The 17,384-nt window shown below is 33.4% G+C and carries 15 protein-coding genes; 9 read left to right on the forward strand and 6 right to left on the reverse strand.

The window, feature by feature from the left end; genetic code table 11:
* Positions 1-66: 66 nt before the first annotated feature.
* The 5 genes from dnaB to tgt all read right to left on the reverse strand — a co-directional run bounded on the left by dnaB (position 67) and on the right by tgt (position 5,911).
* Positions 67-1,611, reverse strand: coding sequence for a replicative DNA helicase (gene dnaB, locus ACZ098_RS15230; protein ID WP_487312625.1), 1,545 nt, complete (start codon positions 1,609-1,611; stop codon positions 67-69).
* A 140-nt stretch (positions 1,612-1,751) separates the two neighbouring features.
* Complete coding sequence (locus ACZ098_RS15235; protein WP_487312626.1) at positions 1,752-2,705, reverse strand: acetyl-CoA carboxylase carboxyltransferase subunit alpha; 954 nt, start codon at positions 2,703-2,705, stop codon at positions 1,752-1,754.
* 89 nt (positions 2,706-2,794) lie between these two features.
* A complete protein-coding gene (locus ACZ098_RS15240) occupies positions 2,795-3,676 on the reverse strand; it encodes a DMT family transporter (RefSeq protein ID WP_487312627.1) in 882 nt (293 codons plus the stop codon).
* Complete coding sequence (locus ACZ098_RS15245) at positions 3,663-4,754, reverse strand: LptF/LptG family permease (protein WP_487312628.1); 1,092 nt, start codon at positions 4,752-4,754, stop codon at positions 3,663-3,665. The genes ACZ098_RS15240 and ACZ098_RS15245 overlap by 14 nt, the downstream gene beginning before the upstream one ends.
* Before the next feature lie 26 nt (positions 4,755-4,780).
* Positions 4,781-5,911: a tRNA guanosine(34) transglycosylase Tgt gene (gene tgt, locus ACZ098_RS15250; RefSeq protein ID WP_487312629.1), complete on the reverse strand. Its 1,131-nt coding sequence runs from the start codon at positions 5,909-5,911 to the stop codon at positions 4,781-4,783.
* Between the two features lie 209 nt (positions 5,912-6,120).
* On the opposite strand from tgt, the gene ACZ098_RS15255 reads away from it, so the two are divergent.
* The 9 genes from ACZ098_RS15255 (at position 6,121) to ACZ098_RS15295 (ending at position 16,677) form a co-directional block, all read left to right on the forward strand.
* Complete coding sequence (locus ACZ098_RS15255; RefSeq protein WP_487312630.1) at positions 6,121-6,291, forward strand: hypothetical protein; 171 nt, start codon at positions 6,121-6,123, stop codon at positions 6,289-6,291.
* Between the two features lie 69 nt (positions 6,292-6,360).
* A complete protein-coding gene (locus ACZ098_RS15260) occupies positions 6,361-7,743 on the forward strand; it encodes an NAD-dependent succinate-semialdehyde dehydrogenase (RefSeq protein WP_487312631.1) in 1,383 nt (460 codons plus the stop codon).
* Between the two features lie 195 nt (positions 7,744-7,938).
* The gene (locus ACZ098_RS15265) at positions 7,939-8,379 is read left to right on the forward strand and encodes an endo-arabinase (protein ID WP_487312632.1); all 441 of its coding nucleotides are present in this window, start codon (positions 7,939-7,941) and stop codon (positions 8,377-8,379) included.
* Positions 8,380-8,509: 130 nt separating this feature from the next.
* Positions 8,510-9,358 carry a transketolase gene (locus ACZ098_RS15270; protein ID WP_487312633.1) on the forward strand — a complete coding sequence of 283 codons (849 nt, stop codon included), beginning with the start codon at positions 8,510-8,512 and terminating at the stop codon, positions 9,356-9,358.
* 86 nt (positions 9,359-9,444) lie between these two features.
* Positions 9,445-10,398, forward strand: a complete 954-nt coding sequence (locus ACZ098_RS15275; RefSeq protein ID WP_487312634.1) for a transketolase family protein — start codon at positions 9,445-9,447, stop codon at positions 10,396-10,398.
* Between the two features lie 181 nt (positions 10,399-10,579).
* Positions 10,580-11,788 carry a GAF domain-containing sensor histidine kinase gene (locus ACZ098_RS15280; RefSeq protein ID WP_487312635.1) on the forward strand — a complete coding sequence of 403 codons (1,209 nt, stop codon included), beginning with the start codon at positions 10,580-10,582 and terminating at the stop codon, positions 11,786-11,788.
* Between the two features lie 40 nt (positions 11,789-11,828).
* Positions 11,829-12,437, forward strand: coding sequence for a YkgJ family cysteine cluster protein (locus ACZ098_RS15285; RefSeq protein WP_487312636.1), 609 nt, complete (start codon positions 11,829-11,831; stop codon positions 12,435-12,437).
* A gap of 135 nt (positions 12,438-12,572) precedes the next feature.
* Positions 12,573-13,019, forward strand: coding sequence for a response regulator (locus tag ACZ098_RS15290; protein WP_487312637.1), 447 nt, complete (start codon positions 12,573-12,575; stop codon positions 13,017-13,019).
* A gap of 58 nt (positions 13,020-13,077) precedes the next feature.
* Positions 13,078-16,677, forward strand: coding sequence for a PAS domain S-box protein (locus ACZ098_RS15295; protein WP_487312638.1), 3,600 nt, complete (start codon positions 13,078-13,080; stop codon positions 16,675-16,677).
* Positions 16,678-16,716: 39 nt separating this feature from the next.
* Here ACZ098_RS15295 and ACZ098_RS15300 read toward each other — a convergent pair whose 3' ends face one another.
* The gene (locus ACZ098_RS15300; RefSeq protein ID WP_487312639.1) at positions 16,717-17,370 is read right to left on the reverse strand and encodes an FKBP-type peptidyl-prolyl cis-trans isomerase; all 654 of its coding nucleotides are present in this window, start codon (positions 17,368-17,370) and stop codon (positions 16,717-16,719) included.
* Positions 17,371-17,384 lie beyond the last annotated feature (14 nt).

Here is a 17,384-nt window from a genome sequence, read left to right on the forward strand (position 1 = left end):
GTTTTACGTGGTCAAATTGTAAGAATAAAAAACAAAAAAAATCCCGATATTTTCGGGATTTATAAGTTAAAAAGGAACATCGCTATCATCAATATCCGAGTTGATGTTGCTTCCAAAAGCTTCGTTTGCAGAAGGTAAATTCTTGGTTAAGAAAGGATTATCATCAAGATTCATTTTGGATGGCAAATCGTCAAACCCACCACTGTAATCTTCAAGATTGTCAAATTTACCTAAATTTCCAATAAACTTTAATCTTACATTTTCTAAACTACCATTACGGTGTTTTGCAATGATAAATTCGGCTTGACCAGCTGTTGGCGATTGTTCGTCATCATCCCATTCATCAATTTTATAATATTCTGGTCTGTAAATAAACGATACAATATCGGCATCTTGCTCAATCGCTCCAGATTCACGTAAGTCGGAAAGTAGTGGTCGTTTACTAGAACCACGTGTTTCTACCGCACGCGATAATTGCGACAAGGCAATTACAGGAACTTCAAGTTCTTTGGCCAATGCTTTTAAGTTTCTTGAAATTGTTGAAATTTCTTGTTCACGATTTCCGCCTCCTTTACCATTTCCACCTGCTGTCATTAATTGAAGGTAATCTACAATAATAAGTTTTATTCCGTGCTGAGAAGACAAACGTCTTGCCTTGGCACGCAAGTCAAAAATAGAAAGTGAAGGTGTATCGTCAATAAATAAAGGTGCTTTTTCTAAATCTTTTACTTTAACAGAAAGTTGTTCCCATTCGTGTTTTTCTAGTTTTCCCGTTCTCAGTTTCTCAGAAGACAAACCCGTTTCGGATGAAATCAAACGTGTAATCAACTGAACTGAGGACATCTCCAAAGAAAACAACGCTACAGGATGCCCAAAATCTATAGCTACATTTCGCGCCATTGAAAGTACAAATGCGGTTTTACCCATACCCGGACGCGCAGCAATAATTACCAAATCGGAAGGTTGCCAACCCGAAGTAACTTTGTCTAACTTCTCAAAACCAGTCGCAATTCCAGACAAACCTTCTTTTCCAGCTATTTCCTCGATTCGTTTCTTAGCTTGAATTACTAAACTCTGTGCTGTTTCAGAACTTCGTTTGATATTTCCTTGTGTAACTTCGTAGAGTTTGGATTCAGCTTTATCTAATAAATCAAAAACATCTGTTGTTTCATCGTACGATTCTTCTATAATTTCGGATGAAATTCGAATAAGACTACGCTGTATGAATTTTTGAAGAATAATTCTAGAGTGGAACTCAATATGCGCTGATGAGGAAATCTTTTGTGTAAGCTGAATCAAATAAAAATCACCTCCAGCTAATTCCAACTTTGCGTTCTTTTTTAGTTGTGCCGAAACTGTTAATAAGTCAACCGGCTGCGAATCTGTGAACAACTGAAAAATAGCTTCAAATATATGCTTGTGCGCATCTTTATAAAATGCTTCAGATTGCAAAATATCTATCACATCATCCACACCTTTTTTATCAATCATCATGGCACCAAGAACCGCTTCTTCAAGGTCTAGCGCTTGTGGTGGTAACTTGCCTTTTTCTAAATTAATAATGGTTGTTTTATCAATTTTTATTGGGCTGATATTTTGCATATTTTCCATAAAGCGAAAGTAACTAATTTTATAAAAAGTACACCATCTAGTTGTTAGTGCAAATTGTTTATAAGTAAATAAATATTGTTGATAACCAAAAAAAAATCCGAAACCATTGGGCTTCGGATTAAGTATAAATTTGTAAGAATTTACTCTTTATATTCGCCCATTTTGCTGTATTTGTCCATTCTTTGCGCTACTAAATCAGTTGTTGATAAATCTTTCAACTCATTATACGCTTTGGTAATGTATTGTTCAACAGTTTTAAAAGTGGTTTCCCGATCATAATGTGCGCCACCAAGTGGTTCTGGAATAATATCATCAACCAACTTCTGTTTTTTCATGTCTGACGAAGTAAGTTTCAATGCTTCTGCTGCTTGCTCTTTGTATTCCCAACTTTTCCATAATATTGAAGAACAAGATTCTGGCGAAATTACCGAATACCAAGTATTCTCCATCATCAAAACTTTATCTCCAACACCAATTCCTAACGCTCCACCCGATGCTCCTTCACCTACGATAACGCAAATAATTGGCACTTTTAAACGGCACATTTCCAGAATATTTCGGGCAATAGCTTCACCTTGTCCGCGTTCCTCAGCTTCTAATCCAGGATAAGCTCCAGGTGTATCGATAAATGTTACTACAGGAACTCCAAATTTTTCGGCCATTTTCATCAAGCGTAATGCTTTTCTGTAACCTTCCGGATTTGCCATTCCGAAATTTCTAAACTGACGGGTTTTGGTATTGTATCCTTTTTGTTGTCCAACAATCATAAACGATTGCCCACCAATTTTTCCTAATCCGCCAATCATGGCTTTATCATCTTTAAAGCTTCTGTCACCAAATAGTTCTAAGAAAGTATCGCCACACAAAGCTCTAACATGATCCATTGTATACGGACGATTGGGATGACGTGATAATTGCACACGTTGCCAAGCTGTTAGATTTTTATATATTTTGCGTTTAGTTTCTTCTAATTTCTTTTCTATTTGTTTACAAGTATTGGTTACATCAACATCTGATTCTAAACCAATAACTTGACATTTATCCAGTTGGTCTTCCAATTCTTTAATAGGAAGTTCAAAATCTAAATATTCCATAAAGTTTTATTATTCTTATTAGGTTGTACAAAGATAAAATTTTATATCGTCTGTAAAAGAAAATTTATGTTTTAAGTTTCAAACAATTGTTAAGTCGCTTTGGTTCTGCTTTTTATAATTCCGTTTAAAATTACTGTAATCAATATTATAGCGGCACCAATGTAAAATTCGGTACTCATTTTCTCTTTGTCTTCAAAAATAAGTACTGCCAAAATAATTCCGTAAATAGGTTCGAGATTTATGGTAAGCATTACGGTATATGGTGAAAGATATTTCATTACCGCTGTTGAGGCTATAAAGGCATAGGCGGTACAAACAGAACTTAAAATTAATAGATAAAATAAATCGGAAACCGATAATTGAAAAAATGACACAGAGAAACTATTGGTAAACGCCAACATTATCGAAAGGAAAAGTACGCCACCGCCGAGTTCATAAAATGATATTGTTGTCGGATTGTGTTTTTTTACAAATTTACTATTGATAACTGCAAAAAGTGCCGATAAAAAAGCAGATGTTAAAGCCAAAAGCATGCCTTCGAGATAACTACCTTCTACATTAAAAATAATATAAAGTCCGAAAACGACAAGTAAACCAAAGAATACTTCATACCAAACTACTTTTTTTCCGAAGAAAATGGGTTCTATCAACGAGGTAAAAAAAGCTCCAGTTGAAAGACACGCCAACGTAATTGAAACATTACTTACCTTAATAGCTTTAAAAAAGGTAAACCAATGCATGGCTATGATAAATCCAGCGACTAAGAATTGCAGTAATGTCTTCTTGGAAACTTGCATCGGTATTTTTTTCCATTTGATGTAAACGAAAATAAATCCAACGGCAAACAACATTCTAAACCATACAAGTGGCAAGGCATCTAATGATATCAATGCGCCTAGAATTGCTGTAAATCCCCATATAAAAACTATTAAATGAAGATGTAAATAACTTTTAAGATTATCGTTTGGCATTGCGTAATAAAAATATAGCTAAAATTCCGAAAACAAAATTTGGAATCCAAACAGCAATTATTGGTGGCCACGTAGATTTTTCAGCCAATACACCAAAAACTTTATCTAAAAATACAAAGGCAAATGCTAATAAGATTCCGATAGCAAGATTCATTCCCATTCCGCCACGACGTTTCATTGACGAAACAGAAACAGCAATAATTGTTAAAATAAAAGCCGAAACTGGAATACTATATTTTTTATAAAGTACCACCAAATATGTGTTTATGTTCGACGAACCTCTTTCTCGTTCCTTATCAATAAATTTTGTCAATTCAAAATATGGAAGTGTTTCAGCGATATACACAACAGGAGTTAAATCTTCTAAATCAAATTTAAAAACGGTATCTTTTTTTTCTTCTGAAAATAATTGATCGTTAACTTCGCCTATTTTTCGTTTTTTATAATTAAAAAGTGTGTATGTTTTTTTCTTTTCATTCCACTTAATTCTACTTGCAGTAACTTTATATTTTAGCTTGTCTTTGTCAAATTTTTCCATAGAAAAATCGAAAGCCATTTGAGAAACATTGTTAAAACTACTTACAAATATATATTCATCTTTACTGATTTGTCTAAATACATTCGAGCTTTCTCTCATTTCACTTTGGCCACCACCAATTAAGTACATGTATCTAAAGTTTTTAAATCCATCACTGGCTTTCGGTACTAAGAAAAAGCCCATCAAAAGGGCAAATATTGAAACAATTACCGCTCCAAAAATGTACGGTCGTAAGAATCTAGTAAACGAGATACCAGAACTTAGTATGGCAATAATTTCGGTATTATTGGCTAATTTAGAAGTAAACCAAATGATTGAAAGAAACAGAAAAATAGGAAAAAGTAAATTGGCAAAGTAAATTGTAAAGTCCACATAATAGGAAGCAATAGCTTTGAAAGGAACTTTATTCTCAATCATTTTATTGACTTTTTCGGATACGTCAATTACAATTCCGATAGGAATAAACATAAGCAACATGACCGAAAATGTAGCCAAATACCGTTTTAAAATGTACTTATCAATAATGCTTAAAAACTTCATCTACTCTATTTTGTGAAATTAAAAACTTATAAACGCTGACTCATATTTTTAACCATCATGTCTTTCCAAACCCTAAAATCGCCAGCAATGATGTGTTTTCTAGCTTCGCGAACCAACCACATATAAAATCCTAGATTATGAATAGTCGCAATTTGTTTTCCTAAATATTCATTAGAAGCAAATAAATGTCGCAAATACGCTTTTGTATATTCTGTGTCAACAAACGTGATTCCCATTTCATCTACTGGAGAAAAATCGGCTTCCCATTTTTTATTTTTAATATTTATGGTTCCGTTAGCGGTAAATAGCATTCCATTTCTTGCATTACGAGTTGGCATAACGCAATCAAACATATCAATTCCGAGTGCAATGTTCTCCAAAATATTAATTGGCGTTCCAACACCCATTAAATATCGAGGTTTGTCTTCTGGTAAAATTTCGGTCACCACTTCGGTCATGGCATACATTTCTTCGGCAGGTTCGCCTACTGAAAGTCCGCCAATTGCATTTCCTTGCTGATTAGAATTGGCAATATATTCGGCCGATTGTTTTCTTAAATCTTTATAGGTACTTCCTTGAACTATCGGAAAAAATGTTTGCTCGTAACCATATTTGAAAGGCAATTTATCCAAATGATTGATACATCGATCCAACCAACGGTGCGTCATTTTCATTGAGCGCTGTGCATATCTGTAATCGCATGGATAGGGTGTACATTCATCAAATGCCATGATAATATCAGCCCCAATAGTGCGCTGAATTTCCATTACATTTTCTGGTGTAAAAAAATGATAAGAACCATCAATATGCGATTTAAACTTAACACCTTCTTCTTTAATTTTTCTATTTGCGGAAAGCGAATACACTTGATAACCACCAGAATCAGTTAAGATATTACGATCCCAATTCATAAATTTGTGTAAACCGCCAGCCTTTTCTAAAATTTCGGTTTGCGGACGTAAGTACAAATGATAGGTGTTTCCTAAAATAATATCAGGATTGATGTCATTTTTTAACTCGCGTTGGTGCACACCTTTAACCGATGCAACAGTACCAACAGGCATAAATATTGGCGTTTCAATAACACCGTGATCAGTAGTTATTTTTCCAGCTCTAGCTTTAGAATTTGGGTCTTTTTGTAATAATTCAAACTTCATATAACATTTTTACAGTTGGCAAAGATAACAGAAATACGAATTATGGATTACGAATTCTTATTTTTTAATATTGATTTGTGATTTTGATCCCAAAATGAAATGTAATAAGGTAATAATATAACATAAAACCATAATAATATAAGAACTAAAATAAGTAAAATTAGGAACTTTGATTCAATCAAAAATTAACAATTTAAAACCAAAATATCATGAAAAATTTACTCAAAAAAATCATCCCGTTGTTTTTAATCTCGTTTCTATTTACAAGTTGTTCGGTAATTGAAGGTATTTTTAAAGCAGGAATGGGTGTTGGAATATTCATCGTAGTAGCTGTTATTGCAATTATAATTTGGATATTAAGCCGATTCATGAAAAAATAGTACTATTCAACTTAAAATCAGAACTAATTTTACAATACTTTTTATAAATCATAAATACCTAGTTTACACATGTCACTAAAATCTATCAATCCATATACATTTGAAACACTCAAAACATTTGAAGAAACAACCGACGCTCAAGTAGAAAAAGCGATAGATGATGCACACGATGCTTACAACAAGTGGAAGCTAACTAGTTATGAAGAACGTGCTGCGTTACTTGCAAAAATAGCATCAACTTTTAGAGCTAAAAAGAAAGAATTGGCGGAGCTAATTACTAGTGAAATTGGGAAATTAATAGCGCAATCAGAATATGAAATTGATTATTGCGCCAATATTTTTGATTATTATGCTACAAATGGTGCTGCATTTCTTCAGGACGAAAAAATCACAACTGATGTTGGAGAAGCTGTAATAACTAAAGCACCTATTGGAGTTATTCTTGCAGTAGAACCATGGAATTTTCCGTTCTATCAAGTTGCTCGTGTTGTAGCACCAAATTTAATGGTTGGAAATACGATTTTGTTAAAACACGCGTCCAATGTACCACAATGTGCTCAAGCGTTTCAAGACTTATTTACCGAAAATAATGCACCAAAAGGATTATTCACTAATTTATTTTTAGCATCAAAAAAAATAAAGAAAATTATTGAAAATCCTAAAATTCAGGGCGCCTGTCTTACAGGAAGTGAAAATGCTGGAGCATCACTAGCCGAAATTGCTGGAAAAAACATTAAAAAATCAGTACTAGAATTAGGCGGAAATGATCCGTTTATTGTATTAGAAGATGCTGATATAGATCGTGCAACTGATTTGGCCATAAAAGGTAGATTGGTCAATAATGGCCAAAGCTGTGTTGCGTCAAAACGTTTTATAGTTTTAGAAAAAGTTGCCGACGAATTTTTAGAAAAATTTACCAAAAAAATGGAAGCTATTAAACTTGGTGATCCAATGGATTCAGGAACACAACTTGGTCCATTATCAAGTCAAGACGCGCTAGACACACTTTTGGAACAAGTAAATACTACAATCAAACAAGGTGCTAAAGTAGTAACTGGCGGAAAACAAGCTGATTTAAAAGGCGCGTTTATGCAACCTACAATTCTGACCAATTTAAAACCGAACATGCTGGCCTATCAAGAAGAATTATTTGGTCCTGTAGCAAGTTTTTATAGTGTTAAAAGCGAAGAAGAAGCAATTGAATTGGCTAACGCAACCCGATTTGGTTTAGGAAGTTCCATCTTTTCAAAAGATATTGAACGAGCTAAAAAAATAGCTCGACAAATTGATTCAGGTATGGTATTCATCAATCAACCCACAAGATCAAACGAAAAATTGCCTTTTGGCGGAACAAAACGATCCGGTTATGGTAGAGAACTTTCGGCTTTGGGAATTGATGAATTTGTAAATAAAAAATTAATTCACACGGTTACCGAAACCGATAAAATTTAATCACTTTTTTAAAATCCCACTTAGTTGGGATTTTTTTATTTTAAACTATTTTGTTTTTTCTTAAAAGCGCTTAACATTTTAAGGCTTAAAGTACTGTAAACACAAAACGTATAATTTTTATTAGAATATCTAATAGTAAACTTAATAGAAAATTGTAATTTTGAAAGTAAGTTTAATCAAAACCAACCTGTTAAAATGAAGATAAAATTATTTTTTTTGATATTTTTTTGTGGATTTCTTGTAAGTTGTAGTTCGAAAATCGATGAGGAGAAAGCCATTACAGATTTACTCGAAAAAGAATCGGCAACATGGCGTTCTGGCGATAGTGAAGGGCATGCTTCTTGTTGGAAAATCCAGCCTTACAGTAAGGTTTTGGTTTCAACAGCAGATGGAATCGCACTAGACATTCCTCCAACTGCAATGATTGCTCCTATTAAAAACAGCGGTGGTGGAAGTTCAAAAAATACGAATTACAAAATAAAAATTGACAACAACATTGCCTATGTAAGTCATGATGAAGAATCTACCAACAGCAAAGGTGAAAAAACCTATTCTTACGAAATTAGACTATTAGAAAAATTTGATGGAAATTGGAAACTTGTTGGGCAATCCATCCATGCTTACAAGAGAGAATAATTCTACATAAAATCAATCCTGCTACGGCGGGATTTTTTTTGTAGATAACTTTTTAAAACTCTAAAAATTCAATAATCTAAAAATCGAATTATCTGATTATCTTTGCCGAAGTTTAACTTTAACAAACAAAATGAAAACTAGCACACAACAACTACACGATTTTACAACACAAGTACGAAGAGACATTTTAAGAATGGTTCATGCTGTAAATTCTGGACATCCAGGAGGTTCATTAGGCTGTACCGAATTTTTGGTTACTCTATACCAAGAATTGATGGATAGAAAAGAAGGCTTTGACATGAACGGAATTGGTGAAGACTTATTTTTCCTTTCAAACGGTCATATTTCTCCAGTTTTTTATAGCGTATTGGCTAGAAGCGGTTACTTTCCTGTTTCAGAATTAGCAACATTTAGAAAACTAAATACGCGCTTACAAGGACATCCAACAACACATGAAGGTTTGCCAGGAGTTCGAATTGCATCGGGTTCACTAGGACAAGGATTGTCTGTAGCAATTGGAGCAGCACAAGCTAAAAAATTAAACCAATGCAATCATTTAATTTATGCTCTTTTAGGCGATGGAGAATTGCAAGAAGGACAAAATTGGGAAGCAATAATGTATGCTTCTGCTAAAAAAGTAGATAATTTAATTGCTACAATCGATTTAAATGGAAAGCAAATTGACGGTACAACTGACGAAGTTTTAAACATGGGAAGTGTTCGTGCTAAGTTTGAAGCATTTGGTTGGGATGTTCTAGAAATTAAAGAAGGAAATAATATTGAAGCCATCGTTGCTGGAATGAACGATGCTAAATCTAGAACCGGAAAAGGAAATCCAGTTTGCGTTTTATTGCATACCGAAATGGGTAATGGAGTTGACTATATGATGCACACCCACGCTTGGCACGGAAAAGCACCAAATGATGAACAACTAGCAAATGCACTTGCACAAAACGCTGAAACTTTAGGAGATTATTAATTTTAGATTGCAGATTTTAGATTTCAGATTTCAGATATCTCTCTGAATCTTCAATTTTAAAATCTTTTATCTTTCAATTTATTAAAATGAAAAAATATACAAACACAGGAAGTAAAGATACCCGTTCAGGATTTGGAGCAGGAATGACCGAATTGGGACAAAAAAATGAAAACGTAGTTGCATTATGTGCCGATTTAATTGGTTCATTAAAATTTGACGATTTCAAAAAAAATCATCCAGAACGTTTTTTCCAAATTGGAATTGCCGAAGCCAACATGATTGGAATTGCAGCTGGATTAACTATTGGTGGTAAAATCCCGTTTACTGGAACATTTGCTAACTTCTCTACTGGAAGAGTTTACGATCAAATTCGTCAATCGGTAGCTTATTCTGATAAAAATGTAAAAATTTGTGCTTCTCATGCTGGATTAACATTAGGAGAAGATGGAGCAACACACCAAATATTAGAAGATATTGGTTTGATGAAAATGTTACCAGGAATGACTGTTATCAATACTTGCGATTACAATCAAACAAAAGCAGCTACTTTAGCTTTAGCCGATCATCATGGTCCAGCTTATTTGCGTTTTGGTCGTCCAGTTGTGCCTAATTTTATGCCTGCCGATGAACCATTTGTAATTGGAAAAGCAATAGTATTAAACGAAGGTTCAGATGTTACAATCATTGCAACAGGACATTTAGTTTGGGAAGCATTAATTGCAGCAGAAGCTCTTGAAGCAAAAGGAATTTCGGCAGAAGTAATAAATATTCACACAATAAAACCGTTAGATGAAGAAGCGATACTAAAATCGGTTGGTAAAACAGGTTGTGTAGTTACTGCTGAAGAACACAATATTCTAGGTGGTTTGGGAGAAAGCGTTGCTAGAACTTTATCTTTAAACAATCCAACACCTCAAGAATTTGTAGCAGTTCAAGATTCATTTGGCGAAAGCGGAACTCCAGAGCAATTAATGGAAAAATACAAACTAAACAACCAGGCAATTGTTGAAGCTGTAGAAAAAGTTATTAAGAGAAAATAATAAAATTAAGATCCAATCATATCAGCTCTACTTTTTTTAAGTAGGGCTTTTTTTTTGCATTCATACATTTGTTAATCCTATATTAAAGTAACATTATTTATAAGAAAAAACGCCTAATTTTGATTTAAAATTACTACTATAAAAGCTAGAGTAAATCTACTTTAAAAACATACCATAATAAATGATTACCCCAAAAATCCCTACAGATGAAAAAGAACGATTAAAAGCGCTTCTTTCTTATCAAATTTTAGATTCAGCAGCAGAAAAAGATTTTGATGATATTGTTCAACTTGCTTCAGAAATTTGTGAAACTCCAATTTCTACCATTACTTTAATTGACAGTACAAGGCAATGGTTTAAAGCTAAAGTTGGAATTGATTTTACTCAAGATCCACGTGAACATTCTTTTTGTGCACATGCTATAAATGATCCCAAAAAAATATTTGAAGTACAAGACACTCACAAAGACATTCGCTTTCAAAACTATCCAAATGTAGTGGGATATCCACACATTAGATCGTACGTTGGCATACCCTTAATCGACAACGAAGGCTTTGCTTTAGGTTCGCTTTGTGTTATAGACAATAAACCCAAAATTTTAAATTCATTTCAAAAAAGAGCGCTCGAGAAGCTTGCCAATCAAGTTATAAAACTGCTGGAACTTCGCAAAAAAAACTTTGAATTGGTTGAAAACCATAATCTGCTACTAGCAAAATATAAAGATTTAGAGCAATTTGCAGCAATAGTTTCACACGACATAAAATCGCCTTTAAACAACATAAGTTCCTTAACAACTTTAATAAAAGAATCCCCTACTTGTAAACTTGATGAAGAAGGACTGGAAATGCTTTCTTACATCGAAACCTCATCAGACGAACTAAAAAAGCTGGTAGATGCCATTTTATATTATTATAAATATGATAATTTGGAAGTAAATGTTACCGAAAACATTAGACTGAACGACATGCTGTTGTATCTTTTCGATTTACTTGACACCAAAAAAGAATTTCAATTGATACTGCCTGAGAAAAATTACAAAATCAAATCAAATAAAACTGCACTTGGTCAAATAGTATACAATTTACTTAGTAACGCCATAAAATATAATGATAAAGCGGTAGGAGTCATTTCAGTAACATTTTCATCAACTACCGAATTTGATATCATTTCAATAAAAGATAATGGAATAGGAATTGACAAAGCTAATTTTGAGAAAATATTCAAAATTTTTGAAACCCTAGGAAAAAAAGATCGCGCTGCTAATAAAGGAACTGGAATTGGACTATCAACAGTACAAAAACTAATTCAAAAACTAGATGGTAAAATTGAAGTTCAATCTGAAATAGGAATTGGAAGCGAATTTAAAATATATCTAAAAAAAGTTATATAAAAAGCTAACAGCATTCTGAAAAGACTACCTTACAAAAAAAATGACACTAATTAGTAAGGTTGAATTAGTAGAACAATTATTTGCAAAGTTGGAAATTGAAATTAATACTTTTCAAAAAGCCAGTTCATTACACTGCCTCTCTGGCTGCGGAAAATGTTGCACAACTCCCAATATTGATGCTTCACCTTTAGAGTTTTTACCTTGGGCACTTCATCTTTTTGTGAATAATGAAGCAGAAAACATGTTGGAACAGTTAAGTCAAAAAACAACATCTTTATGCACTATTTACAAACCATTAAGCATCGTAGATCAAGAAAATGGCAGGTGTACCAACTATAAATACCGTGGATTAATTTGTCGGCTTTTTGGATATGCTGCAAGTAAAAATCAATATGGTAAATTAAAACTTGCAACTTGCAACTTAATTAAAGAAAATCAAAAAGAACAATACCAACAAACTGCCGAAGCAATATCTAAAGGAATCTACGTTCCAATTTTTTCTGATTATTACATGCAGCTGGCCCAAATTGACTTCGAACTAGCACTAAAACTTGTCCCAATTAACGAAGCTTTAAAATATGCAATAGAAGAAGTTTTACAGTATTATTCCTACCGACCTTTTCCAACTGATTTAAAGGACATTGCTTAAATAAATTTTATAATATGTACTAACTAGTCATTTATTAAAAAAAAGTACATAACGCTAAACAGTTCATAAAATTTTCATAACTTCGTTAACTTTAAGAAGCTGCCCTAATCTTAAACCTAACCAATTACAAATTATATGAATTCCGCTATCCACAAACTACTTTTAGCTGATGATGATGCTGACGATTGCCTTTTTTTTAAAGAAGCTTTGGAGGAATTACCAGTTACATCTTCATTAAAAACTGTTTATGACGGTGAAGAACTAATGAATTGGTTGTATAAGAGTTACGACAATTTACCCGATGCACTCTTTCTAGATTTAAATATGCCTCGAAAAAGTGGTTTTGAATGTTTGGCCGAAATAAAACTTATTTCAGAACTTCAAAATCTTCCAATAATTATTTTCTCAACCTCTATGGATATGGATGTTGTAGACACTTTATACAATAATGGAGCTCATTATTACTTAAGAAAACCAGGAGATTTTTCAAAGTTAAAAAAAGTTATTCATGATGTGATTACGATCATATCTACTAATAATTTTATAAAACCTTCTAAAGATAAATTTATACTCCAATCATAATAAGTTTATGAGTGCTTCAGAAAAAAACAGCTTATATTTTCTCCAAAATGGTGGAGAAATGGGAAAACTTATTAGAGAAAAAGACTGGAGCAAAACAACTTTAGGAAAACCAGAAAACTGGCCATCAAGTTTAAAAACTATGATCTCAGTTATAATAAACAATCCATTTGCAATGATGATTGTCTGGGGAAAAGATTTTATACAATTTTATAATGATGCCTATCGTCCGATACTTGGGTCTACAAAACATCCACAAGTATTAGGACAAAGTTCGTTCGATACTTTCGAAGAAGTGTGGGATATTCTTAGCCCAATGTTCGACGATGCTATGAACGGTAAAATTGTACGACAATCTGATTTCTTTTTGCAATTACATAGAAACGGATCGCTCGACGATTGTTATTTTGACTTTGCTTACAGTCCGATTCATAAAGAAGATGGAACAATCGGAGGAATGCTGGTTACAGTACTCGAAACTACCGAAAAAAACCTAACTTCCAAGCATTTAAAAAAAAGTAATTCTAGATATTTTAAAAACATAATGCAAGCGCCAGTTGCTATGTGTTTTCTGCGTGGCGCAACTTATATCGTTGATATCGCTAATCAATTTATGCTTGATATTTGGGATAAAAAACAAGAAGACATTTTAAACAAACCTCTTTTTGAAGGTCTACAAGAAGTTAAAGATCAAGGCTTAGAAGAATTACTTCAACAAGTTTTTTTAAGCGGCGAAAAATATACAGCTTACGAACGCCCGGTTACACTGCTTCGAAATCAAGTTTTAGAAACTATTTATGTAAATTTTGTTTACGAAGCTTTTCGAGAAGAAGACAACAGTATCAATGGTATTGTAGTGATTGCCAATGATGTTACTACACAAGTAATAGCTAGACAAAAACTAGAAGAAAGTGATCAAAAACTTAGAAGTATTGTAGAAAATGCACCTTTTCCAATTGCACTTTACAAAGGAAAAGAAATGCAAATTGAATTTGCCAACGATGCCTTAAAAAAAGCTTGGGGAAAAGGACCAAACCTTATAGGAAAACGCTTTAAAGACGTTATGCCCGAGATGAAAAGTCAAAATATAAACGAACAACTTGATCAAGTTTTTACATCTGGAAAACCCTATTATGGGAAAAACAGAGAAGTTCAAGTTAGCATAAATGGAAATCTAGAAACTTTTTTTTACAACTATACCTACACACCCATCTTCAATTCTGATGGAAGCGTGTATGGCGTTATGAATACTTCTACCAACGTTACCGATCTAAATTTAGCCAAGAAAAAAGCGGAAGAAGTTGATGAACGATTTAGAAATACCGTAAAGCAAGCTCCAATAGGAATCACTATTTTAAGAGGAGAAGACTTTGTCGTCGAAATGGCTAACGATACCTACTTACTTCTAGTAGACAGAAAAGAGGAAACATTTGTTGGAAAACCTTTATTCGAATCATTACCAGAAGTTAAAGAATCAGTTGAAAAATTACTTTTAAATGTACTAGAAACAGGTAAACCGTATCATGGTATTGAGTATCCTTTAAATGTAAATCGATACGGAAGTAACGAATTATCCTACTTTGATTTTTTATATTCACCTTTACGAGAAGATGATGGATCAATTTCTGGAATAATTGTTACTGCAAGCGAAGTAACTCAATCGGTAAAAGCAAAACATTTCATAGCCGAAAGCGAAAAGCAATTCAGAACTATGGTTATGAATTCGCCTATTCCAATGACAATTCTACGAGGTAGTGAATTTATTATAGAAATGGCAAACAAAGCCATGTTTGAAACCATTTGGAGAAAGAAAGAACACGAAGTTGTTGGCATTGGAATTATCGACGTTTTCCCTGAACTTAAAGAACAAAAATACGTCGAACTGCTCAAGAATGTTTTTAACTCAGGTGTTGCCCATCGCGAAGTTGAATCGGCAGCGCTTGTTAGTGGAGATGATGGTATAAAGAAATTTTATCTTGATTATGAATATGCACCGCTTTTTGAAACAACAGGTGAAATTTCAGGTATTATGATTACCGTAAATGATGTAACCGATAAAGTTGAAGCACGAATAAAAACAGAAGACAGTGAAAAAAAATTTAGACTCCTTGCCGATTCCATGCCGCAACAAATTTGGACATCAGATACAAATGGAAATATAAATTATTTCAATAAATCGGTTTTTGAATTTTCTGGATTTTCTAAAAAACAAATAGACAAAGTTGGCTGGATCGAAATTGTTCATCCAGACGAACGCCAGAAAAACATTGAAGAATGGACCAAAGCAATACGTACAGGTAATGACTTTTTATTTGAACATCGCTTTCGAAGACATGATGGTGCGTATAGATGGCAACTAAGTCGTGCAATACCACAAAAAGACGAAGAGGGAAAGATTGTGATGTGGGTTGGAACCAGCACCGATATTCAAGACCAAAAAAATTTCGTTAACGAATTAGAACGACAAGTAAAACAACGAACTCAAGAATTACAACTTCTAAATAAAAATTTAAAAAGTAGCGAAGAACGATACCATTTAATGGTCGAAGAGGTTCAAGATTACGCCATATTGTATATTAACGCCGATGGAATTGTAGAAAACTGGAACAAAGGTGCCGAAAAAATTAAAGGGTATTCAGCAGAAGAAATCATTGGAAAAAGCTTTACAACTTTTTATACAGAAACAGATAGAGAAAATAATTTACCCGAAGAATTATTAAAAAAAGCATTTCAAACTGGAAGAGCTGTTCAAGAAGGTTGGCGTGTTCGCAAAGACAAATCTCATTTCTGGGCAAACGTAGTGATAACAGCCGTTCGCAATGATTCTGGTGACGTTATAGGATACTCAAAATTTACGCACGACCTTACGCAAAAGAAAAATGCCGAAGATACACTGCGTAAAAATGCCGAAGAACTTCAACACAAAAATGATGCGTTGGAAAAAATGAATAAAGAACTTCAATCATTTGCTTATATTTCAAGTCATGATTTGCAAGAACCTTTACGGAAAATTCAAATTTTCTCAACACAGATAATAGAAAAGGAGTTTGAAAATTTATCAGAAAATGGAAAAGATAAATTTCATAGAATGCAGAATGCAGCAAAAAGAATGCAAACATTAATTGAAGATTTATTAGCCTATTCTCGAACAAACACGAACGAAAAAAAATTAGAAAAAGTTAACTTAAAAACTATTATTGATGATGTAAAAGAGGATTTAGCAGAAGAAATTGCTGCTAAAAATGCGCATGTCGAAATCATTGAAGTATGTGAAGTAAAAATTATAACCTTCCAATTTCGTCAACTTTTATACAATCTTATTAGCAATTCAATTAAATTTTCAAACGAATCTGAAAAGCCGCATATAAAAATAGAATGCAGAATTGCAAAAGGAATAGAACTTAACAAGAGTAATCTTCAACCCAATATAAATTACTGTAACATCAAAATTTCTGACAATGGAATTGGTTTCGATCAACAATATGGTGAACGAATTTTTGAAGTCTTTCAACGACTTCACGGTAAAGAAAAATACTTAGGAACCGGAATTGGACTTGCCATTGTAAAGAAGATTGTCGAAAACCATGACGGTTATATCACCGCCACGGGCGAAATTAATAAAGGAGCATCGTTCGACATTTACTTTCCCGCAATTAAATAAAAAAATCCCAACTTAATTGGGATTTTTTATGAATTCTTTTTAGAAAACTCGGTATAGTTTAAAGCTAAAAATCAGCGGACTGTACGCAGGAATTGAACCTGCAGGACTAAAGTTGTAATATCCAAAAGCAGAAGGCAAGAACATTGCTCCAGCACCAAAATCTTCATACTGATTGGTGCCGATTACTGTTCCCATTTTGAACTCTGGGAAAATTTGTTGCCATCCACCAATTAATTGGTTTAAAGTAAAAGTTGCACCAGTTGAAGCATCGAACGCCGAATTATTTGTCAGAAACCCGTTGTAAGCAACAGTAATTTGATTAGTACTTGACGGACTTGTACCTACTCCTTCGCGAAATTTTAAATAATACAATTTGTGAACCACATTAGCAAAAGTCACATTTTTGACCAATAAGCTAGCTTTTGGAACTGTAGGATTGCTTCCCCAAATTGATTCTTCGCTTAAACTAGGAACCTCAGTGAAAACCGCATTCTGATCGTTCGCTGCTCCAGGATTATTCGTTACAGTTACCGAATGTGTTTTTAAGTAATTTTCAATTTTAGCAATATCAATGTTGTATTGTGTAGCATAGTCAACAGGTGCTGGCGTGGAGTTATTTTCTTCGTCTTTGTTGCAGGAAGCAAATAAAAGTGAAACTGCGATAGCAAGGGCGCTTTTTTTAATTAGATTCATTACAGTCATTTTTT

The sequence above is a fragment of the Flavobacterium sp. SP2 genome, from assembly GCF_057626655.1.

Coding starts and splice junctions, on each gene's coding strand:
- ACZ098_RS15270 (WP_487312633.1), top strand. CDS start 8,510: ATGAAAACTAGCACACAACAACTACACGATTTTACAACACAAGTACGA.
- ACZ098_RS15275 (WP_487312634.1), top strand. CDS start 9,445: ATGAAAAAATATACAAACACAGGAAGTAAAGATACCCGTTCAGGATTT.
- ACZ098_RS15300 (WP_487312639.1), bottom strand. CDS start 17,370: ATGAATCTAATTAAAAAAAGCGCCCTTGCTATCGCAGTTTCACTTTTA.
- ACZ098_RS15255 (WP_487312630.1), top strand. CDS start 6,121: ATGAAAAATTTACTCAAAAAAATCATCCCGTTGTTTTTAATCTCGTTT.
- tgt (WP_487312629.1), bottom strand. CDS start 5,911: ATGAAGTTTGAATTATTACAAAAAGACCCAAATTCTAAAGCTAGAGCT.
- ACZ098_RS15280 (WP_487312635.1), top strand. CDS start 10,580: ATGATTACCCCAAAAATCCCTACAGATGAAAAAGAACGATTAAAAGCG.
- dnaB (WP_487312625.1), bottom strand. CDS start 1,611: ATGGAAAATATGCAAAATATCAGCCCAATAAAAATTGATAAAACAACC.
- ACZ098_RS15290 (WP_487312637.1), top strand. CDS start 12,573: ATGAATTCCGCTATCCACAAACTACTTTTAGCTGATGATGATGCTGAC.
- ACZ098_RS15295 (WP_487312638.1), top strand. CDS start 13,078: ATGGGAAAACTTATTAGAGAAAAAGACTGGAGCAAAACAACTTTAGGA.
- ACZ098_RS15265 (WP_487312632.1), top strand. CDS start 7,939: ATGAAGATAAAATTATTTTTTTTGATATTTTTTTGTGGATTTCTTGTA.
- ACZ098_RS15260 (WP_487312631.1), top strand. CDS start 6,361: ATGTCACTAAAATCTATCAATCCATATACATTTGAAACACTCAAAACA.
- ACZ098_RS15240 (WP_487312627.1), bottom strand. CDS start 3,676: ATGCCAAACGATAATCTTAAAAGTTATTTACATCTTCATTTAATAGTT.
- ACZ098_RS15285 (WP_487312636.1), top strand. CDS start 11,829: ATGACACTAATTAGTAAGGTTGAATTAGTAGAACAATTATTTGCAAAG.
- ACZ098_RS15245 (WP_487312628.1), bottom strand. CDS start 4,754: ATGAAGTTTTTAAGCATTATTGATAAGTACATTTTAAAACGGTATTTG.
- ACZ098_RS15235 (WP_487312626.1), bottom strand. CDS start 2,705: ATGGAATATTTAGATTTTGAACTTCCTATTAAAGAATTGGAAGACCAA.